Source organism: Bacteroides sp. B1-V-101 (assembly GCF_023656585.1).
GTDB lineage: Bacteria > Bacteroidota > Bacteroidia > Bacteroidales > Bacteroidaceae > Bacteroides > Bacteroides thetaiotaomicron.
The window spans coordinates 19251-44937 of sequence record NZ_JAMOKH010000037.1; the positions used below are offsets into that span (position 1 = coordinate 19251).

At 41.4% G+C, this 25687-nt stretch carries 18 protein-coding genes; 9 read left to right on the top strand and 9 right to left on the bottom strand.

Annotated elements, in window-relative coordinates:
* Positions 1–16: 16 nt before the first annotated feature.
* From NBH01_RS21045 to NBH01_RS21065, 5 genes are all read right to left on the bottom strand, one after another.
* Positions 17–2650 (bottom strand): hypothetical protein, encoded by a 2634-nt coding sequence (locus tag NBH01_RS21045; protein ID WP_225651699.1) that lies wholly within the window; start codon positions 2648–2650, stop codon positions 17–19.
* A gap of 629 nt (positions 2651–3279) precedes the next feature.
* Positions 3280–4221, bottom strand: a complete 942-nt coding sequence (locus tag NBH01_RS21050) for a tyrosine-type recombinase/integrase (RefSeq protein ID WP_129655840.1) — start codon at positions 4219–4221, stop codon at positions 3280–3282.
* A 454-nt stretch (positions 4222–4675) separates the two neighbouring features.
* Positions 4676–5770, bottom strand: a complete 1095-nt coding sequence (locus tag NBH01_RS21055; RefSeq protein ID WP_016269879.1) for an OmpA family protein — start codon at positions 5768–5770, stop codon at positions 4676–4678.
* Between the two features lie 90 nt (positions 5771–5860).
* Positions 5861–8956, bottom strand: coding sequence for a PL29 family lyase N-terminal domain-containing protein (locus NBH01_RS21060; protein ID WP_048692238.1), 3096 nt, complete (start codon positions 8954–8956; stop codon positions 5861–5863).
* Positions 8957–9323: 367 nt separating this feature from the next.
* Entirely contained in the window at positions 9324–10271 is a 948-nt protein-coding gene (locus NBH01_RS21065; protein WP_129655833.1) for a tyrosine-type recombinase/integrase, read from the bottom strand.
* A 301-nt stretch (positions 10272–10572) separates the two neighbouring features.
* Here NBH01_RS21065 and rplS point away from each other — a divergent pair, with 301 nt between their 5' ends.
* Together rplS and NBH01_RS21075 are read left to right on the top strand one after the other, a co-directional pair.
* The gene (rplS, locus tag NBH01_RS21070; RefSeq protein WP_005675578.1) at positions 10573–10926 is read left to right on the top strand and encodes a 50S ribosomal protein L19; all 354 of its coding nucleotides are present in this window, start codon (positions 10573–10575) and stop codon (positions 10924–10926) included.
* A 927-nt stretch (positions 10927–11853) separates the two neighbouring features.
* Positions 11854–12219 (top strand): helix-turn-helix domain-containing protein, encoded by a 366-nt coding sequence (locus NBH01_RS21075; RefSeq protein ID WP_113748130.1) that lies wholly within the window; start codon positions 11854–11856, stop codon positions 12217–12219.
* 98 nt (positions 12220–12317) lie between these two features.
* On the opposite strand, the gene NBH01_RS21080 is transcribed toward NBH01_RS21075, so the two are convergent.
* Positions 12318–13298, bottom strand: a complete 981-nt coding sequence (locus NBH01_RS21080) for an ROK family protein (protein ID WP_129655831.1) — start codon at positions 13296–13298, stop codon at positions 12318–12320.
* A gap of 178 nt (positions 13299–13476) precedes the next feature.
* Between NBH01_RS21080 and NBH01_RS21085 the strand changes: the two genes are divergently transcribed.
* The 6 genes from NBH01_RS21085 (at position 13477) to msrB (ending at position 20515) form a co-directional block, all read left to right on the top strand.
* Entirely contained in the window at positions 13477–14193 is a 717-nt protein-coding gene (locus NBH01_RS21085) for an ABC transporter ATP-binding protein (protein WP_008765150.1), read from the top strand.
* Positions 14194–14299: 106 nt separating this feature from the next.
* Positions 14300–15559, top strand: coding sequence for an ABC transporter permease (locus NBH01_RS21090; protein ID WP_250700282.1), 1260 nt, complete (start codon positions 14300–14302; stop codon positions 15557–15559).
* Between the two features lie 5 nt (positions 15560–15564).
* A complete protein-coding gene (locus NBH01_RS21095) occupies positions 15565–16806 on the top strand; it encodes an ABC transporter permease (RefSeq protein WP_008763620.1) in 1242 nt (413 codons plus the stop codon).
* Between the two features lie 55 nt (positions 16807–16861).
* Positions 16862–17962, top strand: coding sequence for an efflux RND transporter periplasmic adaptor subunit (locus NBH01_RS21100; RefSeq protein ID WP_008763619.1), 1101 nt, complete (start codon positions 16862–16864; stop codon positions 17960–17962).
* Between the two features lie 10 nt (positions 17963–17972).
* Complete coding sequence (locus NBH01_RS21105; protein WP_008765151.1) at positions 17973–19310, top strand: TolC family protein; 1338 nt, start codon at positions 17973–17975, stop codon at positions 19308–19310.
* Between the two features lie 176 nt (positions 19311–19486).
* Positions 19487–20515, top strand: coding sequence for a peptide-methionine (R)-S-oxide reductase MsrB (gene msrB / locus NBH01_RS21110; protein WP_022470784.1), 1029 nt, complete (start codon positions 19487–19489; stop codon positions 20513–20515).
* Between the two features lie 131 nt (positions 20516–20646).
* On the opposite strand, the gene NBH01_RS21115 is transcribed toward msrB, so the two are convergent.
* Positions 20647–21165, bottom strand: a complete 519-nt coding sequence (locus NBH01_RS21115; RefSeq protein WP_008765153.1) for a DUF3836 domain-containing protein — start codon at positions 21163–21165, stop codon at positions 20647–20649.
* Positions 21166–21480: 315 nt separating this feature from the next.
* On the opposite strand from NBH01_RS21115, the gene NBH01_RS21120 reads away from it, so the two are divergent.
* The gene (locus NBH01_RS21120) at positions 21481–23430 is read left to right on the top strand and encodes a biosynthetic peptidoglycan transglycosylase (RefSeq protein WP_022470785.1); all 1950 of its coding nucleotides are present in this window, start codon (positions 21481–21483) and stop codon (positions 23428–23430) included.
* 22 nt (positions 23431–23452) lie between these two features.
* Here the strand turns inward: NBH01_RS21120 and NBH01_RS21125 are convergent, their stop codons facing one another.
* Positions 23453–24652, bottom strand: coding sequence for a hypothetical protein (locus NBH01_RS21125; protein ID WP_055230002.1), 1200 nt, complete (start codon positions 24650–24652; stop codon positions 23453–23455).
* A 14-nt stretch (positions 24653–24666) separates the two neighbouring features.
* Positions 24667–25683, bottom strand: coding sequence for a DUF4476 domain-containing protein (locus tag NBH01_RS21130; protein ID WP_011108320.1), 1017 nt, complete (start codon positions 25681–25683; stop codon positions 24667–24669).
* Positions 25684–25687 lie beyond the last annotated feature (4 nt).

The following is a 25687-nucleotide window of genomic DNA, read 5'->3' on the forward strand; positions in this document are numbered from 1 at the left end:
GTGAGAGATCAATCAATTACTGGTGAGTCGGAGTAATTGTTAATGTTACTGTGCTGGTTACTTCACCGAACGTATATTTAACCGTTACAGGAATAAACAGTTTGAATGGTGCATTTATAGTAAACTTACCGTTTGCATAAACAAGGTCACCATACGTTATGTCACCACCTATTTTCTGAAGATCACATGTGTAATTAATTGACATGTTAGGTGCAACGTCCTTCAACAGTTTTGGTGCAGCTTCGCTTGCATTCAATGTTGTCATGATCTGATCCTTATCAATTGAAATTGCACTACCAGTAACTCCATAATAAGTATAGAAATCGATAGGCGCTACAGCAAACGCTTGACCTCTCCAGTCTGTCAAACCAAGTAACTTGCTCATGTCGATCTTAGCAGTTCCTGTAGTTGCATCCTGCAATTCGGCAGACTTCAAGTCAACTACATTGATAGGACGCAAGAACTTCACATCAAATTTGTTACCAGTCAACGGTAAGATTTCATCGCATTCGTTAGTTACCACAATTTCAATACCTACAGTGAACGGATCCACGTTGTAAGCAGACTTATTCAACAATGCTTGTGCATTCTCGTCAGCCTTATTGTAAGTAATAATACCGTCAGCATCAATTGTAGCAATCTTAGTTGCAGTAGCACTATTCTTGCTAGCATTCAATTGAGTACCGTTAGCTGTTACAGTGAATGTGTATTTATCAGTTCCGATAGTTACATCCTTAGCTCCTGAGAAGATAAACTTCGCAGTCAACTTATCCTTCGTAAATGATGGGAAGTTCGCTTCTGTAACGTCAGAAACAACAACCTTACGACCTTCAAATACATCAAACAGATCAAGTTTGAAGTCTGTTACTGCTACAGTAACCGGTTCTTTCACATCAGCTTTTACATAAGACTTATCAGGTGACCAAGCTTCAGTAATCTTTTGGTCATTCTTAATTACTCCACTAGGCATTGCGATGCTTGCTTTCATCGTAATTGTGATATCTCCACGAGTTCCGTCTACTGATTCATAAGTCACAGTAGCGAACATCTCTGTCTTCGACTTTTTAACAAGAGCCAAAGCTTCTGCCGGAGTTACTGTCCACTCTACTACTGTAGTAGCAATAGCTTCAGGATCCGTTACTTCTGTTACTGTTCCTGTACTTCCTTCACCCAAAGCGATAGCACCTCCATCATCTTTCTTCAATGTATATGCTGTATGGAAGTCAGGCTTGTTCAACTTCGCTTCAGCATAAACATCATTCATGTTGAGGTAAGTCAATTTGGCAACATTGTTCTCACAACCATAGTAATAAGTATCTTTAGTGAATACTTTACCGAATCCGTCAATTGTACCCTTAACAATCTTTGTCTTAATCCATCCTACAGCAACCACCTGATTAGGAACCTTAGTGGTATCTACCAATTCTACACGTAACAATGGCTCGCGATGTTCAGTTGCTTCAGAATCCTGACCTTTATATTCAGGGTTAATAATACCTTTAGCAGCATCACTACCATTAAAGAATGAGTTCTGTTCTGTCTCATTATTAGCTCCACCAATGTAATTGGAAGCAGTGAAGACATATTTCAGACCGTTATCTTTAATATTAGTCATCTTAACTAATTCAGTACCATTGTTTTCTTTATAATAAGTAGAGATTTTATCTGCTAATTTAAGTGTACCATCTGTAGCTACAGTGTAATCTGCATTTGCATCAATAGCTTCTTGTGCCTTACCTGCATTAGCATTAGGAGTAGAACCAGTACGAGAAATGCTTTGTCCATATAAGATTACGTCTTCTGCATCAATTTTGGTTTCTAGAACGAAGTCGCTCATAAGTACCTTATATATACTAGCGTAATCAGAGGTAATTACTTTAGCTTCGTCAGCACCAATAGCTTTGGTCTGAGCCTGCAAAGCATATACAGCTACCTTACCAGAATTCAGTGCCGGTATCTTTTCTGCATCTGCATCCATTGCAACTTTAAGATAACGTTGTCCGTCTTCGGTTACGACATCTGATTTCTTTATATTAGCAGTTGGATCCATTGCAGCAGCACGAGAAACTGGATAATAATCCTTATCGCCTGAAAGGAATTTCAGGCTTTCAATCTGTGCCATTGAAACGCTAGCCGGATTCATGTGGTAATATGCCCAGATTTGCGGAGTAATATAAGAAAGTGTAGGATTAGACTTATATGTTTCACCGGTTTCTGACGGTTTAGCGTACGCATTTTGAGACCATGCATTATAAGTCAAGTTGTTAGCTTTCAATGCAGAGATTCCACCCACATAGCAAGTGGGCTCAAATACTAATCCCTTCAAAGGTATAGCGTCTATGACAGAGAATTCACCAGTAACTTCTTTACCGTTTTCGATCGTTACAATTCTATATCCTGTAACGACTCCTTTTTCATCAAGGATAGCAGTAATAGATCCTTTTGCGGTCTCAGGAATCGCAACAGAAGTTTTTGTGCCATCATAATAAACATAGCCATCTTTTACAGTCAGTAACAATGGATCAAATTCCTTATACGTCGGAATTTCAGGGATTTCAGGAATGTCGATAGTACCAGAACTAACTTCTTTACCATCCTTCTTCAAAGTAATCTTACCATCCTTTGTCACATCAAGAGTATACGATGGCAATTCTTCAGGCATTGGTATAGTGTACTCTTTACTATCCGCACCAGTCACTGTTAATTTGCCTGTAGATGCATCATACACCACAGACTTCACATAGCCTCCCACTTGAGCTTGCAATTCCGAGAGAGTTTTTTCAATTCCATCGACTCTGGCATTTACCGCATCAATGTCATCATCGTAGTCTTTACAACCTACGAACGATGCACCGGTAGCAAGCGCCAACGCTCCGAAAAGCATCACCCTAACAAATTTTTTCTTCATAACTACTTAAAAATTACATTAATAATATATTATTAAACACTAAGTTCAAATAATACTCGCCCGTTACTTCTTAGGTAACGGGATAATACATTTTCCCACTCCGACAGAAGCGTCTGCGGGCCATTTTCAATAAATAAGTTATGATATTTTTAACCCCTGCTTTGGAGAGACGGCAGAGGGGAGGGAAATCTTTTGCAAAAATTAGAGAGCAAGGTGTGTTCTTCACAAAAAATCCGCAGTTTTGTTTGATGTGTTTCCTTTTTTTAGTTGTTTATTAGAAATAATATCTTTTTTGTTTGCATGTTTTCCAAAATATGTCCATATTTGCAGCGTGTTTTCTTGCCGTTACCTAAGAATTAACACCATATTTATCAGCAACTTATCTTCAAAAACGTTTTTCTAAAGGGAGAGAGAACCGTTGCATTAGCCTCATCAATTTTCTTATTCTTAAAAGGTTTCAGATAAGTCTCTGTTACTGTGATAGATGAATGTCCCATAGCTTCTGAAATGATACCGGGATGCACTTCACTATAATATGCCATCGTAGCCCATGTATGACGGGCAGTATATGAACTTAAGTCAGCAGTCAATCCTAACACTCCTTTCAGAATCACCAGTTGACTATTAAAATAACGAAGGGCCAGCTGATATTCACGATACGCTTCTTCTGTTCCTTCCTTGCTGGCGATCAGCGAAAAAAGATAAGGAGAGGCAGGATCAGTATTCATGTATTGCCTGATCAGTTTCATTGCTTCGGGCAGAAGAGTTACGGTCAGCATTCTGCCGGTCTTTCTTCGGCGATAAGTCAGGACATTCCCTTCTATATCACGCTTCTTCAAGTAAGCAAGGTCTACGAATGGAATGCCGCGAAGCATAAACATTAATAAAAAGAAGGCACGTGTACGTTGTAAGTCTCTGATTCCGGAATAAAGCTGATTCGGCAGCTTTGCCATCAATCGTTCCATATCCTCTTTGTCCAGTGCACGTTTTCTGTCAGCCCTCGTCCCTGTATAGACATAACGAAAATGATGAGGCACATAAAGAGCAAGATGTCGGTCAACCGCTCGGTTATACACTGCACGTAATGTGCGCATATAGGTGGAAACCGTATTCCAGCTACAATCTTTTCCACGCAAATACGTTTCGAATTTTTTTAGAAACTCCTGATTCACTTTCCGAAAAGGAAGATTCCCACTTCCGTGGAATGAAATGACGGCTCTCATACTACTCCTGTAAATATGGGCGGTCCCATAATTCCCACTTTCCCGCAGCCCATCGGCTACGTCTTTCATGAATGAAATTAAATTCCCCATTATTATACGAATTTAAATGATACTTAAAAGGCTGTTTTAAGAGGAAGAAGATTCCCTTTCCCATGCTTCTTCCATAACACCTTTTCTTTCTATTTCCCTAAATCTTAAAAGACAAAGATAGGGATATATTTGTTCAAAATCCCAAAGTGCTATTGGGCGTGTGACATTTTTGTATATATCTTAAGTTTTATATGGGGAAGAATTATCATCAATGATATGCAATAAAAAGGGACGTTCCCAGGGAAAAAGGGGAAATTAGGAACGTCCCTTGAATAGAGTTAGCGAAAAGTCCGGTCTTTCGCAAGTGCAGACCTTTCCTCTCTTCACTAAAATAAACTAAGGACTATAGTGGGGAAATCCTTAGTGGGGAAAAACGACTATCAATCGCTTCACAGAGACAGATACCCGCAAAGTAGTCGCATCCGTTACTTACGTATCGGTTGAGCAACATGATTTATTCAGCAATACAGATACTCACCCGGTTTTCTTCCGGTGTTTTGTAGGGCTGAACAGTATCACCTTTGGAATCGGCAATGATTCTATCAGGAGTTATTCCTTTTGTTTTCAGAACTTCTGCAACATTAGCTGCACGTTTTTCGGACAGTGTTTTATTGATCTTAGAATTTCCTGTATTAGCATCCGCATAGCCAGTCACTTTTACCTTGGCAGACGGATTCTTCTGCAAATATTCTACCAACATATTGATTTTAGACTTTTGGTCGTCTTGTATCTTAGCCGAGTTCAAGGCAAAAAAGATATCCTGTTTCATTAGCTGTACTACTACCTCTTTTCTAGGTTGTGGCTGCTCTACCACAGGAGCAGGTTTCGGTTGTTCCACCACGACCGGTTCCGGTTCGTAATACACAGGCGGGATTTCTTTATAACCTTTGCCAAATTTAATAGTCAAACCCACCAAAGCATTGAACTGCCAGTCGGCATTTCCCGCTTTCTTCGAATTAAACTTGTCGGAAAGAACATTGGCATTACCTTCTATATTGATAGCCAAACGGTCATTCAAGCGCAAGTTGCATCCCAGACCTAAGCGCCCGGCAACAAGAAACTTTCCTTCTGTCCAAAGATAGCCCATCGGGTAACCGGCTGCGTTAATTGCAACAGCTTCGTCATTGTCGAAGCCACGGTTAAGACCCGCTCCGGCAAATATATAGCCATTGAATACACGCTTGGGATTGAAACCACAAAACAGCGTACTCAAATCAGATACTATATCCACATTACCTTGAAGATATTTATATTTATAATCCTGCCGTGGAGCAACCCAACTACCTTTAGCCTGCCATCCGCTAACGCCTACACGAGCACTCCATGCGGGAGCAAACTGATAACCGACATTCAATGCAACTGCAGGAGATATAAGATCAGTGAATTTGGCCTCACCAACGGTATGCGCAGCACCAGCTTGTACCTGCATAAACCAATGGGATTTGAATTCCGTCTTACCTTCTTCTTTAATTCTCTGTTCTTGTGCAGAGACGGCTATACTGCCAAATAGCAAAGAAAACGCTGCTATCCACAATTTCTTTTTATTCATGCTCATCTCTTTTCTTTAAATAAGATATTTATTAAAGAAGGGTACCCTCTCTTATGAAGATACCCTTCTAAAACTATTTACAAGTTAATGTTAGTTCAAATCAGCGTATGAGCCTAATCCTTCAGGAGCAGCCAATGTTCCAAGGAATCCTGTAGCCGGTACAGTATACTTAGTATCCGCTTTCTTAACGTATACAGTGATTTCTTGGGTTTGTGTAGTTGTCTGTTCCGGTTGACCCATCCATGAATTCTTTATCGTTACATCGATAATAATCGGCTGATCAACATCACCAACCAATACACCTTCATCGTTGTTCCATTTCAGCAAGCCAACTTCTTTACCATCTGTCGATTTAAGTATTGAAGCATGTCTCTGTACAATAGCATCATTCTTATCCGAAAGTTTATAAGAAACTTCTACTTTATGCATCTTGAACAGGCCTTTACCAATCTCAACCTCATTTCTTTCGAACCAAGGCTCTTCTTGACTTCCATCAAACATCATACCATTCGTTTCACCTCTCTTTATATCATACAATTTAACGAAGCGGTAGATAGGCAGATAAGCACCTTCCTTCAGGACAGTAGTATTAGCTTTGTCAACCAAATACCAAGCTGCCGCTGCATTTACCTGAGCATAAACTACAGGATTAACGAACATGATGTCAAATTCACTAGTCTTAGTAGCTGATACAATGTTATTGATCTTACGATTATTTTTCGCTGCATCTTTCGTTTCAATATACTCAACGGCACGGACACGAATCTTTTTGCCCATCCATTTCTTATCAAAGATATTCAGTACGTGCTTATTAGTAGCAATATCTGTTGTAAGAGTCATCTCGCTTGCAGGAGCTGTAGTTACTAACTCGAAGTCCCATTGACCACAACCATCCCATGAATCCATGAATCCATCTTCGATAGTAGCTTTCATCAAGAACGGTGCGCCATAGTCTCCTGAAGTCGGTTGACCATAACCAAGCATATACTCTGTTCCTTCCCACATTGACGGGTTATAAGTCCATGTATGTACAGGATCTTTCACTACCAATGTAGCAGTAATAGTGAATGCTTTGTATGTAGGTGCAGTATTCGTTGTAGAATAAGTAAACTTAATCACATAAGTACCGGCACGCAACTGGTTCTTCAATCCGAAGTATACATTGTTATTGTCAGTAATAGCAGATCCTTCGATGTTAGAATAATCGATTGTCAAATTCTTACCTGCTTCTTCAGAATCAAAGCTCCAGCCATCAAATTTAACGCCATCCTTCGTTACTTCCACAGTCGGATTACCTCCACCATAATATTCTACGAATTTAGCTTTGCTTACTTGTAATGCATTAAAGTATTGGTCGAAGTCTATCTTAAGACCTTCCACAACAGTAGCAGTCTGATATGCAGTAGCTGCTGCCAACTTCGCACCGCCACCATACAAAGCTGTACAAGCCAACGTCTGTTCTTTCAAATCTGTATTAACAAAGTCTTTAGTCTGTTGCTCTTGTTCTACAAACTCAATCTTCATCAACTTACTCATAACAAATTTGCCATCTACATACATCTTTACTTTCAAAACAGCCTGGCGCCCGATAGAAGCAGATTGTTTGTCGATTACAGAAATTTTGCTACCATCCAATTTCAGATAACGTTTTGTCTGATCAACTTCAGCATCCATATAACTCACTGCCTCATATTGGAATGTTACGTTTTCAAAACCAAGATCAGTCAATACATATTGACTTTCATCTGCGTCAAAGCCTGTGTTAGTATGGAATTCTGTTGCCAAACCTGTGAGCAATGGTTCCAAATCCAAAGGATCAGCAGTATACAAAAATTTCAAATTAACAGGAAGACTTGCTAAATAATCGTTTACCTTAGTTTCTGCCTTCTTGTACATATCAGACAACAAAGGAAGAGCCGGAGCTTTTACTGTAGGATCAGCATATTTATCTGCATCAACAGCAAAACCAATAGTAGTTTCCTCTTGTTCAACCACCATACGTTTTGTAGCAACATAATCAGATACTACATTGATATTTGCAGTCTCACCAAGTTGTTCATTCGTATTCTTAACCATGTAGGCAAGCATATTCACTTTACCAGCCTCACCGTATTTAGTAGATTCTTTCATCGGTTTGCCATCTGGATTATCATAAGCAGTACCCTGTTCAGAATCATCTTTATACATTTTGAACGCATTTGGGTTATTGGCGTTATCACCAGCAGAGGCCTTTACTATCAATTTGCCACGGTCTGTAGTAGTTACTACTTTAGCCAAAGGTAACCCAACTTCAGTAGCTCTGGTAGTTGTTGTAGCTGTTTGTTCAACAAACGATATTCCAGTATAATATTGAGGATTTACATTAGCAGGATTCAATTTATATTCATATTCCGCCCATCCATTAACCAAAGTACGATATAATGGTTGATTACTACTATTATACTCATACACAGCCGTATTCTTCGAGTTGTTATCATATGCAATAACTGGCAAGAATACAACATCTCCTAAATCCTTATTGATATTTGAAGGTACATGTACTAAAGAAGAAACAAAAGTAGCAGAGTATTTATAAACTGTAGCAGAAGTTGCTTCACCAGCTTCATTCTTCAGATTACTGAAGATATAGTAGTCACCCATATCAGCAACAGAAACAACTCCTGGGACAATCCAAGTCTTATCAGTCTTGTTTTCCGGCTTCACTTCATTCTTGTACCAGAATCCGTCTTCACCCGGAATATAGGTATCACCGTCTTTACCTGGAGTACCCGGCTGTCCTGGTTCTCCCGGTTCACCCGGAGTACCTGGAGTTCCCGGCTCGCCCGGAGTGCCCGGTTCTCCTTTATCACCTTTAGCCTTGAACTCTGTTTTCTTACCATCTTGATACCAGTATCCGTCTTCACCAATCGTCCACTGAGTACCATCTTTTCCGGCATCACCATTTTTAATGGTAAAGCTCTTACCGTTGCTCAATGTTACTTCCACACCACCGGTAATGTTCTCAACTTTTGTGATCACAGATCCCCCTTCGATCAGCTTGTTGATTTCCGCAATAGCGTTGGCATTTTCGGTTATCTTCTGCTCTAACCGATCGATATCGTCATCGTAGTCCTTACAACCTACATATGAAAATGTGGTTAGCGCCAATGCTCCGAAAAACATCACTCTAATAAATTTTTTCTTCATAACTACTTAAAAATTACATTAATAATATATTATTAAACACTAAGTTCAAATAATATTCGCCCGTTACTTTGTAGGTAACGGGAAAGCGTACTTTTCCACCCCGACAGAGGCGTCTGCGGACTACATTCATTGAATAAGTAAAGAATATTTTTAACCCCTGCTCTCAGACGATGGCAGAGGGGAGGGAAATCTTTTGCAAAAATTAAAGACCAAGCCGTGTTCTTCTCAAAAAATCCGCAGTTTTATTCTGTGTGTTTCCTTTTTTTAGTAGTTTATCAGAAAAAATATCATTTTTGTTTGCATGTTTTCCAAAATATACCCATATTTGCAGCGTCTTTTCTTCCCGTTACCTACAAAGTAACAGGCTTTAATTCAAACAATTACCTACCGAGAAAGACTTCCTAAAGGAAGAGAAGACCATTACATTCGCTTCATCAATTTTCTTATTCTTGAAAGGTTTCAGATAAGTCTCTGTGACAGTGATAGATGAATGTCCCATCGCTTCTGAAATGACACCGGGGTGCACCTCACAATAATAAGCCATCGTAGCCCATGTGTGACGCGCTGTATATGAACTCAGATCCGTAGTCAGTCCCAGCACTTGTTTCAGAATCATCAGCTGATAATTAAAGTTGCGCAATGCCAACTGGTATTCCTTATATGCCTCCTCCGTTCCTTCCTTGCTGGAAATCAACGAAAAGAGATAAGGAGAAGCAGGATCGGTATTCATATGCTGTTTGATCAATTTCACCGCTTCCGGCAAAAGAGTCACAGTCAGCATTCTGCCTGTTTTCCTCCGACGATAAGTAAGGACATTTCCGTCTATATCATGTTTTTTCAGATAAGCAAGATCGACGAAAGGCATACCACGCAGCAAAAACATTAATATGAAAAAACCACGAGCACGCTGCAATTCCCTGTTTCCCGAGTGCAGCTGTTTCGGAAGATCTTTCATAAGACGTTCCATATCCTCTTTTTCCAATGCACGCTTTTTATCAGCACGTGTCCCCGTATAGACATACCGGAAATGATGCGGTACATAAGGTGCAATGCGTCGGTCTACTGCTCGATTGTACACAGCTCTCAGCGTACGCATATAAGTAGAAACCGTATTCCAGCTACAATTTCTTCCACGCAGATACGCTTCAAAACTTTTCAAAAACTCCGGAGTCACTTTTCGGAAAGGCAGATTCCCGCTTTCATTGAATGCAAGGATTGCACTCATGCTACTCCTGTAAATATGGGCGGTCCCATAATTCCCACTTTCCCGTAGCCCGTCGGCTACCTTCTTCATAAATGAAATTAAATTCCCCATTTTTTACTGTTTAAAATGATCAATAAAGGCTGCTGCAAAAGAGAAGTGAACCCTTCTCCACATTCCCCGGCAGTGCCTTTTTTCCTATTCCCAATCATAAAGATACAAATCTATTGCCACATTTGTTTGATGTACCCCCAAAAACATTCGATACCAGCTCACAGCCGATCATTTTCTCCAAAACATTTGGCTATCTGATAAATAATTCGTTACTTTGCACCGCTTTCGCGCAATCGCTGTCAAGAGAAGAGATACTTGGTATGTTGCGTTGTAACGATAAAACAATTTAATAATAGCAACAATGGATTTAATTAAAATTGCAGAAGAAGCATTTGCTACCGGTAAACAGCACCCGAGCTTCAAAGCAGGAGACACTGTAACAGTAGCATATCGTATCATCGAGGGTAACAAAGAACGTGTACAGTTGTACCGTGGTGTTGTTATCAAAATCGCCGGTCACGGAGACAAGAAACGTTTTACTGTACGTAAAATGTCAGGTACTGTAGGTGTAGAAAGAATTTTCCCAATCGAATCACCGGCTATCGATAGCATCGAAGTGAACAAGGTAGGTAAAGTTCGTCGCGCTAAATTGTATTACCTGCGCGCTCTTACTGGTAAGAAAGCTAGAATCAAAGAAAAAAGAGTTAACAACTAAGCTGAACTCTGAGATTCGAAATAAAAAAGAGGAAGTTCCGGCAACGGGATTTCCTCTTTTTTATTTCAAGCCATCTCTCTTCCATACTTTTGTCATAGCGAGCATTTGAACATAGTGACACCATCCTGCCGGTATAGTGTCACTATACCTACGGGATACTGACACTATGCGATCAGGATAGTGTCACCATCGCAAAAATCTCTATTGTTCGATTGACAACAATAGTGAAAGTGGAATTCAATGTCCCATCTTTAAGATTTCTATTATTAAAAAGCAGAGAGAAACCTGTGTTCCAGACGAATTATTGCACAAAATGACTTATAAATATGCAATACGCAACTGCTTTTCTGCATAAAATCCATGGATTATGCAAGTTTTAAAGGATTAAAAAGAGTTTTTGGTTTTAAAGGAACGAGGCGTTGGTTTTAAACCAACGGAATCTTTCTTTAAAACCAAGTTCATTTTACCCGCCGAATATCACAAACTCATCTACTTTCAGACGATTTGAATTCTATTTCAACTCCTGTTCCCAACATCCAACAAATATCATTTTGTTACCTAGAAATAATATTCCCAAACAACACACTATTAAAAAGGGGACAAACAGATCAAATAAATAGCAAAACACGATATATACAAGCACAAAGAGAACCATAGATGCAAAATTTATCGGTTATTCATAGAGCGGACCAGGAATTAATGTTTTTTTAGCAACCATAGACGCATAAAATGTTCTAAAGTCTATTTCGAAGAAAAGATTCGTTTTTCCATATAAGTACCTATCACCACCTACCTCCCCACTTTATATATTGAAAAATAGTACATTGTTTTGTTTTTCAATACATAATATTTTTTTTTGAATAAAAGAGTGCAATCATGAGAGTATAGCCAAAAGTAAAATAATTGAGATGTTAAAAACGTATAGATATGGCAAAGATTCAGAATGAGACTGCTTATAAAGCTGCAATGGAAAGAATAGAAGAACTTCTTCCATTAGTTGATGATGACACTCCTTTATCTGACAAAAATCTTATTGAACTAGATTTATTGTCAGCACTTGTAGAGGAATACAAGGATGAGTATTATCCAATAAAAACTCCTTCTTTGGTTGATATCATGAAACTTCGTATGTATGAAATGGGACTCAGTCAGGCTAAATTATCAGAATTGCTTGGAGTCAGTCCTTCCCGTATCAGTGATTATTTTACTGGCAGAAGCGAACCAACCTTAAAAGTAGCTCGTGAAATTAGCAGAAAATTGAATATCGATGTCAATATTGTATTAGGGGTATAAGATTCTTTGTTATTTTTCAGCATGCCTGTAAAACCAAAAATCCCCGGAAACTCAACGCCCCCGGGGATCCAATTACCTTTATTATTAAAAAAATGATATTATTCTTTCAGATCTTTCAATTCCCAAGCCAAAGCACTGGCACCCAGTACAGCAGCATCAGAATCTTTCAGTTCGGAAACAAGCAATTTAGTCTTGCCTTTGTAGATATTCAGGATATTGTCATCGATTGCTTTCTGAATCGGCTTCATAATATAATCACCCGACTTAGCCAAACCACCGAACAATACAATTGCTTCAGGGCTGGAGAATGCAATAGCGTCTGCCAAAGCCTCACCTAAAATATTACCTGTAAATTCGAAGATTTCCTGTGCCAGTTTATCACCTTGTACAGCTGCATCATATACATCTTTTGAAGTGATGTTTTCAGCAGGAATATTACGAAGCAAGCTTGCATCAGTACGAGCAGCCAGGAATTCACGAGCAGTACGAGCTACACCGGTAGCCGAACAGTAAGTTTCCAGACAGCCTTTACGACCACAACCACAAACACGACCGTCACGACGTGCAATTACGTGGCCCAATTCTCCGGCAAAACCGTCATGACCATAAACCATCTGACCGTTGATAACGATACCGCTACCTACACCTGTACCCAGAGTAATCATGATAAAGTCTTTCATACCACGGGCAGCACCATAAGTCATTTCACCGATAGCAGCAGCATTAGCATCATTGGTCAAAGCAGTAGGGATACCCAGTCTTTCTTCAAACATAGTAGCCAACGGAAGAATTCCTTTCCAAGGCAAGTTCGGAGCAAATTCAATAGTTCCGGTATAATAGTTACCATTAGGAGCACCGACACCGATACCTCTGATCTTATCTACACCACCATTAGCGATGATCAACGGAAGCAAGTTTTTGCATACTTCGTCAGCATATTCTGCAGCAGTCGGATAGCCGGCTGTTTTAATCGAGCTACTGGCAATAATAGTTCCGCGTGCGTCTACAATCCCAAAGACGGTGTTTGTTCCGCCTATGTCAATACCTACTACGTAGGGTTTCTCCATGTTTGAATTCATGATACTTTATTTAAAAGGGTTAGTTAATTATAAAGTTTACTGCACACAAATTACGTAAAGAAGATTGAGTCTACAAAATGTTTTTTCAAAAAAGTTCACTCTGTTTGCAACTTTTCGTATCTTTCATGCGTCTAATAGTGAAAAATAAAAAGAAAAAAGAAACTTAATAAGGGAAATTGTGATAAAACTAACAGACATTAACAAGACCTACAACAACGGAGCACCTCTCCATGTACTCAAGGGCATCAATCTCGACATCCAGCGAGGTGAGTTTGTTTCCATCATGGGAGCTTCGGGTTCGGGCAAATCTACTTTACTAAACATATTAGGAATACTCGATAACTACGATACCGGGGATTATTATCTGAACAACGTACTTATCAAGGACTTGAGCGAAACGAAAGCTGCCGAGTATCGAAACCGTATGATCGGATTTATTTTCCAGTCATTCAACCTGATATCATTCAAGGATGCCGTAGAAAACGTGGCACTTCCCTTATTTTATCAAGGTGTAAGCCGCAAAAAGCGAAATGCACTCGCTCTGGAATATCTCGACCGGCTGGGACTAAAGGAGTGGGCACACCACATGCCAAATGAGATGAGTGGCGGTCAGAAACAACGTGTAGCCATCGCCCGCGCATTAATCACCCAGCCGCAGATCATCCTTGCCGACGAACCGACAGGCGCTCTGGACAGCAAAACTTCCGTAGAAGTAATGCAGATATTGAAAGACTTGCATCGAATGGGAATGACCATCGTCGTCGTAACCCACGAAAGCGGTGTTGCCAACCAAACGGACAAGATCATCCATATCAAAGATGGTATTATCGAACGGATTGAAGAGAACCTCGACCACGACGCCTCTCCATTCGGCCAAAACGGAATTATGAAATAAGTAATAGGTAATAAGTATTAAGTATTAATTCCATGCGGTCACAGCGCAGCCTAATACCTATTACCTATTACTTATAACCTATTACTTATAACTTATTACTTAAAATATGATTGATATTTGGCAAGAAATATATAGTACCATCAAACGCAATAAGTTGAGGACTTTTCTCACCGGATTTGCCGTCGCATGGGGAATATTTATGCTCATCGTCCTGCTGGGTGCCGGCAACGGGCTGATTCACGCATTCGAACAGTCGGCTTCGGAACGGGCCATGAACTCCATCAAAATTTTTCCGGGATGGACCAGTAAATCATACGACGGTCTGAAGGAAGGAAGGCGGATACGACTGGATAACAAAGACTTGAATACGACCAATAAAAATTTTCCGGATCATGTCATCAAGGCCGGAGCAACCGTATATCAGGGAGGTGTGAACCTTAGCTTCGGACCGGAATATGTCAACCTGAATCTTTCCGGAGTATATCCCAACCATACGGAAGTGGAAGTAGTAAAGCTTTTCAAGGGACGTTTCATTAACGAAATCGACATTAAAGAACGACGGAAAGTAATTGTACTCCACAAAAAGACTGCCGAAATCCTGTTCGACAAAACACATACTGACCCCATCGGACAATTCGTGAATGCGGGCAATGTTGCCTATCAGGTAGTAGGACTGTACAATGACAAAGGTGACAGCGGAGACAGCGATGCTTATCTTCCGTTCACAACCCTGCAAACGATTTATAATAAAGGAGACAAGCTGAATAACCTCATCATGACCACCAAGAATTTGGAAACAATAGAGTCTAACGAGGAATTCGAAGCCCACTACCGTAAAGTGATCGGCGCCAACCAGCGTTTTGACCCGACCGATCATAGCGCCATCTGGATATGGAACCGTTTCACCAATTATCTGCAGCAACAGCAAGGATCGGCGATGCTTCGTATTGCCATTTGGGTGATTGGCATTTTCACCTTATTAAGCGGAATTGTCGGAGTTTCGAACATTATGCTGATTACCGTTAAAGAGCGTACCCGAGAATTTGGCATCCGCAAAGCGCTCGGAGCCAAACCACTTTCTATCCTTTGGCTGATTATCGTAGAGAGCGTCACGATTACCACCATATTCGGATATATAGGTATGGTTGCAGGTATCGGAGCCACCGAATGGATGAACAATGCCTTCGGAAACCAGACTACGGACAACGGTATATGGTCCGAAACGGTATTCCTGAATCCAACGGTCGACATAGGAATCGCCATCCAAGCTACACTCACATTAGTAATAGCCGGAACATTAGCCGGATTGTTCCCTGCCCGCAAAGCAGTCAGCATCCGACCGATCGAAGCACTTAGAGCCGATTAAAGATTATGAGAATAGACATAGATACTTGTGAGGAAATCCTCATCACCATCACAAGAAATAAAACGAGAAGCCTGCTGACGGCATTCGGCGTATTCTGGGGAATCTTCATGCTCGTGGCGCTTATCGGCGGCGGACAGGGATTGCAGGATATGATGCAAAAGAACTTTGAGGGATTTGCCACCAACTCCGGCTTCCTTGCCGCCCAAAAAACGGGAGAAGCCTACAAAGGATTTCGTAAAGGACGCTGGTGGGATCTGGAAGCCATCGACATCGAACGCCTCCGCTCGCAGGTAAAGGATGTGGAAGTCATCACCCCTTCCGTTGCCCGTTGGGGATCCAACGCTATTTATGGAGACAAGAAATACGATTGTAGTGTGAAAGGATTATATCCCGACTATCTCCATATCGAATCACAAGAAATGGCATACGGGCGTTTTATCAACGACGTAGATATCCGTGAAGCGCGTAAGGTCTGCGTTATTGGCAAGCGTGTTTACGAAAGCCTGTTCAAACCGGGAGAAGACCCGTGTGGCAAATATGTACGGGTAGACGGCATCTACTATCAAGTCATCGGCATGTCTTCTTCCGAAGGAGATATGAACATACAGGGCCGTGCCTCCGAGGCTGTTACCCTTCCATTCACCACCATGCAGCAGACTTATAATCTAGGCGGACAAATTGATGTAATCTGCTTCACCGTCAAACGGGGCGTAAAGGTTTCCGATGTACAACCCCAAATGGAAGAAATCATCAAGGCAGCACACTATATTGCTCCTAATGACAAGCAGGCGCTTATGTATCTGAACGCTGAGGCTATGTTTTCCATGGTAGACAACTTATTCACCGGTATCCATATTCTGATCTGGATGGTAGGTTTGGGTACCTTGCTGGCAGGCGCCATTGGTGTATCGAATATCATGATGGTGACAGTGAAAGAACGCACTACAGAAATCGGCATACGCCGTGCCATCGGTGCACGCCCCAAAGACATCCTGCAGCAAATCTTATCTGAAAGCATGGTCTTGACAACCATCGCCGGCATGTTCGGAATTTCTTTCGCTGTCATGGTGCTGCAACTGGTTGAGATGGGAGCGAACTCCAACGGAGGAGATGCTCATTTCCAGGTCAGCTTCGGATTAGCAGTCGGAACCTGTGCCCTGCTGATCGCATTAGGTATGTTGGCAGGACTGGCACCTGCTTACCGTGCGATGGCTATCAAACCGATTGAAGCGATCAGAGATGAGTAGAAGTGGAAAGTTGAGAGTTAAATGAAGAATTAAAAATTAAACATATATATTCAAGATGAAAAAGTATCTGAAAATCACATTATTGGTAATTATTGCCATAATCCTTGTCGGAACGTTCGTATTTCTTTATCAGAAATCCAAGCCTAAAGTGATCGTATATGAAACACTGGCAGCAGAAGTCACGGACCTTGAAAAGACTACAGTAGCCACCGGAAAGGTAGAGCCGAGAGATGAAATTTTAATCAAGCCTCAGATTTCCGGTATTGTAGACGAGGTATTCAAAGAAGCGGGACAGAGCGTAAAAAAAGGGGAAGTGATCGCGAAAGTCAAAGTAATTCCCGAACTCGGACAACTGAACTCCGCAGAAAGTCGTGTCCGCCTGGCAGAGATCAATGCAAAGCAGGCCGAAACAGACTTTACCCGTATCAAGAAGTTATATGAAGATCAGCTTATCAGTCGTGAAGATTACGAAAAAGGAGAAGTAGCGGTAAAGCAGGCACGGGAAGAGAATCAGACTGCCAAAGATAATCTGGAAATTATAAAAGAAGGAATCACTAAAAACAGTGCTTCATTCAGTAGCACCATGATCCGCTCTACTATTGACGGATTAATTCTGGACGTACCAGTGAAAGCCGGTAACTCCGTAATTATGAGTAATACATTCAACGACGGTACTACCATTGCTACGGTAGCAAACATGAACGATCTGATTTTCAGGGGAAATATTGACGAAACCGAAGTGGGTCGCATCCATGAGGGAATGCCGATTAAACTGACGATCGGAGCTTTACAGAATCTGACTTTTGATGCTATTCTCGAATATATTTCACCGAAAGGAGTAGAAACCAACGGAGCCAATCAATTTGAAATCAAAGCTGCTATCACAGTTCCGGATACCGTGCAGATTCGTTCCGGCTATTCTGCCAATGCAGAGATTGTGCTCCAGCGTGCCAGCAAAGTGCTGGCAGTACCCGAAAGTACGATTGAGTTCAGCGGTGACTCTACATTTGTGTATATCATGACGGACTCCGTACCACAACAGAAATTCGAACGTACACAGGTGACTACCGGAATGAGTGACGGTATCAAGATTGAGATAAAAAAAGGTGTAACCGCTCAGACCAAGTTACGCGGTGCTGAGAAAAAAGATAAATAACTGACATCCAATGAAAGTAATCAATAAAATGATGGCAATCATCCTGTTGAGCGGAACCGGTATCGGTTCTGTTCAAGCACAGGATACCACTCCGCAGACATGGACTTTACGGCAATGCATCGACTATGCCATCGAGCATAACATCGACATCCGCCAGACAGCCAATGAAGCCGAACAAAATAAGATTAGTGTAAACACCGCTAAATGGGCACGTCTGCCGAACTTAAACGGTGGTATCAGCCAGGGGTGGAGCTGGGGACGTACAGCTTCTCCGAAAGATAATTCATATAGTGATACTAACAGTTCCAGTACGGGAGTGAACTTAAGTACTAATGTACCTCTCTTCACAGGCTTACAATTATCCAATCAATATTCCCTTGCCAAGCTCAATTTACAGGCTGCTATCGAGGACCTGAATAAAGCCAAAGAGGATATTGCAATCAATGTTACCTCTGCCTATCTGCAAGTGCTTTTCAATCTGGAATTGAACAAGGTAGCACAAAATCAGGTTGAGTTAAGCAAAGATCAGCTGAAACGTATCAAAGGACTGCATGATGTCGGCAAGGCTTCACCGGCGGAGGTAGCTGAAGCGCAGGCACGTGTAGCACAGGATGAGATGACAGCCGTACAGGCAGACAATACATATAAATTGTCACTATTAAGTCTCAGCCAGTTATTAGAACTGCCTACACCGGAAGGTTTCGTTCTTGAGAATCCAAAAGAAGAACTGAAATTTGAACCTCTAACAGCTCCGGATGACATTTATATCCAGGCGATTGCCTATAAGCCCGGCATCAAGGCAGCAGAATATCGCTTACAAGGTAGTTTAAAAAACATTCGTATCGCTCAAAGTGAATTCTACCCCCAACTTTCTTTCAGTGCAGGGCTAGGAAGCAGCTACTATACACTCAACGGTGAAGCAGAATCCGGTTTTGCCCGTCAATTAAAAAATAACCTGAGCAAATCTATTTCTTTCAACCTGAGCGTTCCGATCTTCAACCGTTTTAGCACTCGTAATCGGGTACGCACTGCCCGCCTACAACAGTCAAACCTTGCTTTGCAACTGGACAACACCAAGAAAGTTCTTTATAAAGAAATCCAGCAAGCCTGGTATAATGCAGTAGCTGCAGAAAGTAAATATAACTCCAGCGAAGTTGCAGTGAAAGCCAACGAAGAATCTTTTCGGTTGATGAGCGAAAAATTCAATAACGGTAAAGCTACTTTTGTGGAATACAATGAAGCGAAACTAAACCTGACCAAAGCACTGTCGGATAAACTGCAAGCTAAATACGATTATCTGTTCCGTACTAAAATACTGGATTTCTATAAAGGAGAAATCATAGAATAGAACAGATTTCCGGCTATTTATCAAAAAGCCTTAAAAATAGAATACATTGGAAAAGTATTCTATTTTTAAGGCTTTACTCATGTTTTCAAACTCACAAAAAACACTTGTTATTTATGTAAGAGATTTCTAAAACATATCCACCGGTTCATCCGTTACTATAGAAAGAACCAACAGTTATGAAACATATTATCATCGCAGTGATTCTAATAATTAGTAATGTATTTTTAGGAATTGCAAAACCAATGAAAAGTCAAGCGGAAATTTATTTTGCAGGAGGATGTTTTTGGGGAACCGAACACTTCCTGAAACAAATCAGAGGGGTAGAAAGTACTCAGGTGGGATATGCCAACAGCACCGTTGCCAATCCCAGTTATGAACAGGTGTGTTCGGGCAAGACAAATGCTGCCGAAACAGTGAAGGTTGTTTATGATCCGGAAGAAGTAAATCTGAGTTTATTGCTCAACCTCTATTTTCAGACAATCGATCCGACCAGCCTCAACCGACAGGGGAACGATCGTGGTACACAGTACAGAACCGGTATATATTATATCAATAAAGCCGATCTCCCCACCATCAATCAGGCGATCCAGGCATTAGCCACTCAATACAACAAACCGATTGCCGTTGAAGTGGAACCGTTGACAAACTTTTATCCGGCAGAAGTCTATCATCAGGATTATCTGGATAAGAATCCGGGCGGATATTGCCATATCAATCCGGCTTTATTTGAAATGGCACGAAAAGCGAATGCTCCCAAGACCGCAACTTATCAAAAACCGGATGATGCCACTCTCCGTAAGAAATTATCTGCCGAACAGTATGCAGTGACTCAGAAAAATGCCACAGAGCCGGCTTTCCATAACGAGTTCTGGAATGAACACCGCCCCGGCATTTATGTAGATATCACCACCGGAGAACCGTTGTTTGTTTCCACAGACAAATTTGATTCCGGTTGTGGATGGCCCAGTTTTTCCAAACCGATTCAGAAAGAGCTGATCGCAGAGAAGAAAGATACTACTCACGGAATGATACGGACAGAAGTACGCAGCAAGACAGGAGATGCGCATTTAGGACATGTATTTACAGACGGGCCAAAGGACAAAGGCGGATTGCGGTATTGTATCAATAGTGCTTCGCTGCGTTTTATCCCGAAAGAAAAAATGAAAGAAGAAGGATATGGAGAATATCTGCCGCTCATTAAATAGAACAATCTAGTAAACAGCACCGGTTTCAGACAGATACAATAAAAACGGCGGATTCCCTCGTTTGGGTAATCCACCGTTTTCGTTTGTTAAAACCTTAAGAGAGAAAGAGAATTTCACAATCCCCGGTATTGTTATCTTCCGGCAAGCAGCAAGTCTGCTTCATCTGTTACCGGAATCTGTATATTCATAGCCCAGTTGCCGGCTGATTCTTCAATCCATTTATAGTCATTCCACTTGTAGTTCATATACGCGATCGGCATATTAGCATCATTCAGTTCATAAACACTCTTTTCTACAGAATCATCATAAGCTCTGTGAGAATTATTCCAACGTGCATATACCAATGTGATTTCATTAGAAGAATAAGTATAATCGATCTTGAAATACGGAATCCATTTTTCAGTGGATGAATCCCACTTGAAAGCTTCTTTAGCTGTTACTCTCTTTTGATCATCATAAGTAAAATCATATTTCATGTGACGATAGAGAGAACCATCCAGTCTGTAAATCACCTTCGAAACAACAAGATCATCTACTTTCTCTTCATTAGTAATGAAGTTATTGTCCTGTGCTTTCAACTCTGTATTGGCGATACCGGCAACTACCATTGCCACTAAAACCATCATTCTGAATAATACTGTAGTTTTCATAATTGTATATTTTTTATTAGTTCAACTTTCTTTTTTTGTTCTTCTGTTTATTAGACGGAACGTCTATATGGAATGGTTGCAACTATCTGAACTTTTTTTTCATTTCTTTTGTTGCCCGCCTTCGAATATATAAATGCAATGGGCATGCCAAAAAGATAAATACTTAATAGTCAGCGGAAAGAAGAAAAACTGAGATGTACGAAAATGAACAGTTGTACGCTCATAAGCGGACACACTAATAAAAAAAGACTGCTTATATCTTGTTGAACAGAATATTATCTACCTTTGCAGCCAATAACTTATTAAAGGCAAAAGATGAAAAAGAACAGCAAAAAAAGTATTCTTCTTCTATCAATCGGAGGAGGCTTGTTTATCTGCCTTATCAGTATCTATTTGAGCCGCAATATGCTTCTGCAAAGCATAACTAACAAGCGTACGACTCATATCGAACAAACATACGGACTGCAAATTCATTATCAGAATCTACAGATGAAGGGATGTAGCGAAATTACTCTGCAAGGGCTTTCCATCGTTCCCGACCAACGGGATACCCTTCTTACACTACAATCTGTCAATGTCAGACTGAATTTTTGGAAACTGCTGAAAGGAAATATTGAAGTCCGCAACGTCCACATGAATGGACTGGCAATCGCTTTTATCAAACGGGACAGTGCAGCCAACTATGATTTTCTATTCTCCGGACACCACCCGGAAGCAACTACAGAGCCGGTCATAGAAACCAATTACGCCCATCGCATCAACCGAATATTAAACTTAATATATGGTTTCTTCCCCGAAAACGGTCAACTGACTCAACTTAATATAACCGAACGGAAAGACAGCAATTTCGTAACAGTCAATATCCCCACCTTTACAATCGAAAACAATCGCTTTCAGTCCACCATCAAGATAAAAGAAGATACGCTGACTCAACAATGGAAAGCAGCAGGAGAGTTGAACAGAAAGGTACATACCCTGCAGGCAGAACTTTTTGCCACAGAGCAAAAGAAAGTTTCACTACCGTATATCAACCGCCGTTTTGGAGCAGAAGTTACTTTCGATACCTTATATTATAGTATGACTAAAGAAAATCGTACCGAAAACCAACTGCAACTTGACGGTACGGCGAAAGTAAGCGGACTTGATGTATTTCACAAAGCACTCTCTCCCGAAGTGATCCATCTGGATCGCGGACAACTCACGTATCAGATGAATATCGGCAAGCAAACGCTGGAACTGGACAGTACGACGACGGTATTATTCAACCAAATAAAATTTCATCCTTATCTGCGGGCAGAAAAGAATGAAAATCAATGGCACTTCACTGCTGCCACAGATAAATCATGGTTTCCGGCCGACGAACTATTCAGTTCTTTGCCCAAAGGCTTATTCAGCAATCTGGAAGGTATAAAAACAAGTGGTGAGCTGGCTTATCATTTTCTGTTAGATATCGATTTTGCCCGACTAGACAGCCTTAAGTTTGAGTCCGAATTGAAAGAAAAAGATTTTCGGATAATAGAATATGGTGCAACATCTCTTTCAAAAATGAGTGAAGAGTTTGTCTATACCGCCTATGAAAACGGAATACCGGTCAAAACATTTCCTGTCGGACCTTCATGGGAACATTTTACTCCTTTGGACAGCATTTCTCCATTGCTGCGGATGTCTGTCATGCAAAGTGAGGACGGAGCTTTTTTCTACCACAAGGGCTTTTTGCCTGATGCGATGCGTGAAGCTTTGATTTACGACCTGCAAGTCGAACGTTTCGCCAGAGGAGGCAGCACAATTACCATGCAGCTGGTAAAAAACGTATTTCTCAACCGGAACAAGAACTTTGCCCGCAAATTGGAAGAAGCACTCATCGTATGGCTGATAGAGACAGAAAGGCTGACTTCTAAAGAACGTATGTATGAAGTTTATCTGAACATAGCCGAATGGGGACCGCTGGTTTATGGTATTCAGGAAGCCTCTGCCTATTATTTCGGCAAACGCCCTTCGCAACTCACGACCGAAGAAAGTATTTTTCTAGCTTCTATTATCCCGAAGCCTAAACACTTCCGCAGTTCCTTTGCGGAAAACGGACGGTTAAAAGAGAATATGGAAGGCTATTATAAGCTGATTGCCGGACGCCTCGCCAAGAAAGGGTTAATAAGTGAAATCGAGGCGGATAGTATCCGCCCCGATATCCAAGTTACGGGCGACGCCCTGAATAGTCTAGTCGGCGAAACGCCGGAGTCCAGTTCTCCTACCGCTGAGGAGCAATAATTTATTAATAAAGGAATAGGTTTTATCTTCTTGAGCTGCTTCCTCTTTCTGAAGAACGGGAAGAAGAACCTCGGTTGCTGTTGCTTCTCGAACTTTCTGAAGATGAGCTTCTTTCTGTTGATCTGCCGGATACGTTCCCTCTGCTGGAACTACTGCCGGAATTGCTGTTCCTACCGGAGCTGCTGCCACGGTTTGTGCTCGTACCACTACTTGTCGGACGGCGACTGGAATTCGAAGACCCTGAATTCGTTTCCGGACGACGATTAGAATTCGGAGTACTTGTACTCGTTCCCGGACGACTTCCTGAATGACGATCTCCTTCACCTCTGTTGTGGCCTCTGCCCGGAGTTACTTCCTTGTTCGGTTTATCATTTCTGCCCGGAGTGGACGGTCTCCTTGGAATAGACGGTCGTTCATTGACCGAAGGTCTTTCAGAGTTGGAAGGTCTTCCGGAAGTGGACGGCCTGCCCGATGTAGATGGTCTGCCTGAAGTGGACGGTCTATGGTCCGTTTCAGGACGAGGACGGGAAGTATTTCCCGGACGTCCTGATGTATTAGGCCGTGACGTTGTTCCCGGACGTCCCGAAGTACCCGGTCGGGTAGGTGCATTATGCGGACGAACGGAAGTGTTCGGACGGAAACGTACAGAACCGAAGTCTGAACGACGATAAGAATGGAATACCCGCTGATCTCTTACCCGATATGGCGTAGGATAGTGCACAAGATTATTATATCTTCCCCGATAATAACTCACATGATGAATATGCGGACGATAATGTGCACCACAGTAAGTCCGATAATGATAAGGTACACCAAAATAGAATAAACTACGATTCGGATAATTGATATAAATCCGGAAACTCCATCTTCCTCCGGTGACATAAATGGGACGATAGAAATACTCAGCTCCCAGGAATCTGCGGTATTGCGCATCGCTCAACACCCAACGAAGATCATCGTTGCGAATATCCAGCGCTTCATAGTAATCATCCAATGCCCACTCATCACCCCGTACTACATAATCCATAATATTACGAAGCGAATAAATGAAATCATAGTTAATCTCATACACGTCATTATATTGGGGATTATTCAGGTCCAGTTCGTATGCCATCTTATCAGTAAGGAAACGTGTCTCCTTACGTACCTTGCTGGTACTCATTCCCGCCATTACAGTGGTACTGGCAGTCACGACTAACAATATAAATAGAATTCTTTTCATGGTTTCATTCTTTTTTAGTTACGTCCGCTATCGTAAGATTCCGCAAACTCCCTCATCTCTCTTTTGTCCATCTCAAAAGTGAAAACATCCGTCAGTATGGAGAAGTTCTTCTTATCTGCGATTTTCGGATAAAGTTTCTTTATCATATTCTTTTTATCTGTCTGAAAAGTACACATATCCACCAATTTACGGCATTGGGCACAAGTGAATCCCGAAGGAGGTACAACTTCATCCAGCATTCTGGTACGGTCAGACTCAAAAGATTTACCTCTATACTCATTGAAGAAACGGTCAAAATCGGCTGAACTCATAGCTCTGGGCCGTACATATCCTACGTCTCCCGGTCGTTGGTCACCGTGGTAAGCCTGGATATATTCCTTCATCTTGTCACGGTCAAAAGACGAAAAGAGCTTATTGACGACCGAAGCAAAATTTTCTTTATCCACAATTTGCGGATACATACGTTTCATCACAGTCATCTGGGCATCCGAACCACTTATCTGATCAATGATCTTTCCGCACTGGGCAGAAGTAAAATTGCAATCCAACAAAACGTCATCTATATATTTAATCTGCTCATCAGACATGATCACCATCCGGAAATCACTAAGAAAACGATCAAACTCATCACGCATCATAAGTGTTCTGCGACGGGGACTTTCTTCATAGCGTGGCGGACGAACCGGATCCGTATTGGTTACAACAACGGAAGGAGACATCACAACCGGAGGCGGCGGAAGAAGTATTTCATCACCATTAAAGGTATCCATACCCGTAACTCTTCCATCTGCAAAATATACAATAATCTTGATCGAGTTGCCGTAAAGCACTGAAGAAATCCGGTGGTACTCCCATTCCTCGCCACCTCCGTCAAAACGTCTGTAATCCGGTTTACCCAAGATTTTTTCTACATTCTGCCGGGACATTCCCTGCTGAACCTCCATCACTTGCTTGTTGGATACGTAATAAGTAGAACAGCTACCGAGTATTACCCACAACGTGAAAAACAGGATTATATGTATATTTTTCATAACC

Coding starts and splice junctions, on each gene's coding strand:
- NBH01_RS21095 (WP_008763620.1), top strand. CDS start 15,565: ATGAGAATAGACATAGATACTTGTGAGGAAATCCTCATCACCATCACA.
- NBH01_RS21055 (WP_016269879.1), bottom strand. CDS start 5,770: ATGAATAAAAAGAAATTGTGGATAGCAGCGTTTTCTTTGCTATTTGGC.
- NBH01_RS21080 (WP_129655831.1), bottom strand. CDS start 13,298: ATGAATTCAAACATGGAGAAACCCTACGTAGTAGGTATTGACATAGGC.
- NBH01_RS21090 (WP_250700282.1), top strand. CDS start 14,300: ATGATTGATATTTGGCAAGAAATATATAGTACCATCAAACGCAATAAG.
- NBH01_RS21120 (WP_022470785.1), top strand. CDS start 21,481: ATGAAAAAGAACAGCAAAAAAAGTATTCTTCTTCTATCAATCGGAGGA.
- NBH01_RS21115 (WP_008765153.1), bottom strand. CDS start 21,165: ATGAAAACTACAGTATTATTCAGAATGATGGTTTTAGTGGCAATGGTA.
- msrB (WP_022470784.1), top strand. CDS start 19,487: ATGAAACATATTATCATCGCAGTGATTCTAATAATTAGTAATGTATTT.
- NBH01_RS21125 (WP_055230002.1), bottom strand. CDS start 24,652: ATGAAAAGAATTCTATTTATATTGTTAGTCGTGACTGCCAGTACCACT.
- NBH01_RS21065 (WP_129655833.1), bottom strand. CDS start 10,271: ATGGGGAATTTAATTTCATTTATGAAGAAGGTAGCCGACGGGCTACGG.
- NBH01_RS21100 (WP_008763619.1), top strand. CDS start 16,862: ATGAAAAAGTATCTGAAAATCACATTATTGGTAATTATTGCCATAATC.
- NBH01_RS21075 (WP_113748130.1), top strand. CDS start 11,854: ATGGCAAAGATTCAGAATGAGACTGCTTATAAAGCTGCAATGGAAAGA.
- NBH01_RS21105 (WP_008765151.1), top strand. CDS start 17,973: ATGAAAGTAATCAATAAAATGATGGCAATCATCCTGTTGAGCGGAACC.
- NBH01_RS21050 (WP_129655840.1), bottom strand. CDS start 4,221: ATGGGGAATTTAATTTCATTCATGAAAGACGTAGCCGATGGGCTGCGG.
- NBH01_RS21130 (WP_011108320.1), bottom strand. CDS start 25,683: ATGAAAAATATACATATAATCCTGTTTTTCACGTTGTGGGTAATACTC.
- rplS (WP_005675578.1), top strand. CDS start 10,573: ATGGATTTAATTAAAATTGCAGAAGAAGCATTTGCTACCGGTAAACAG.
- NBH01_RS21060 (WP_048692238.1), bottom strand. CDS start 8,956: ATGAAGAAAAAATTTATTAGAGTGATGTTTTTCGGAGCATTGGCGCTA.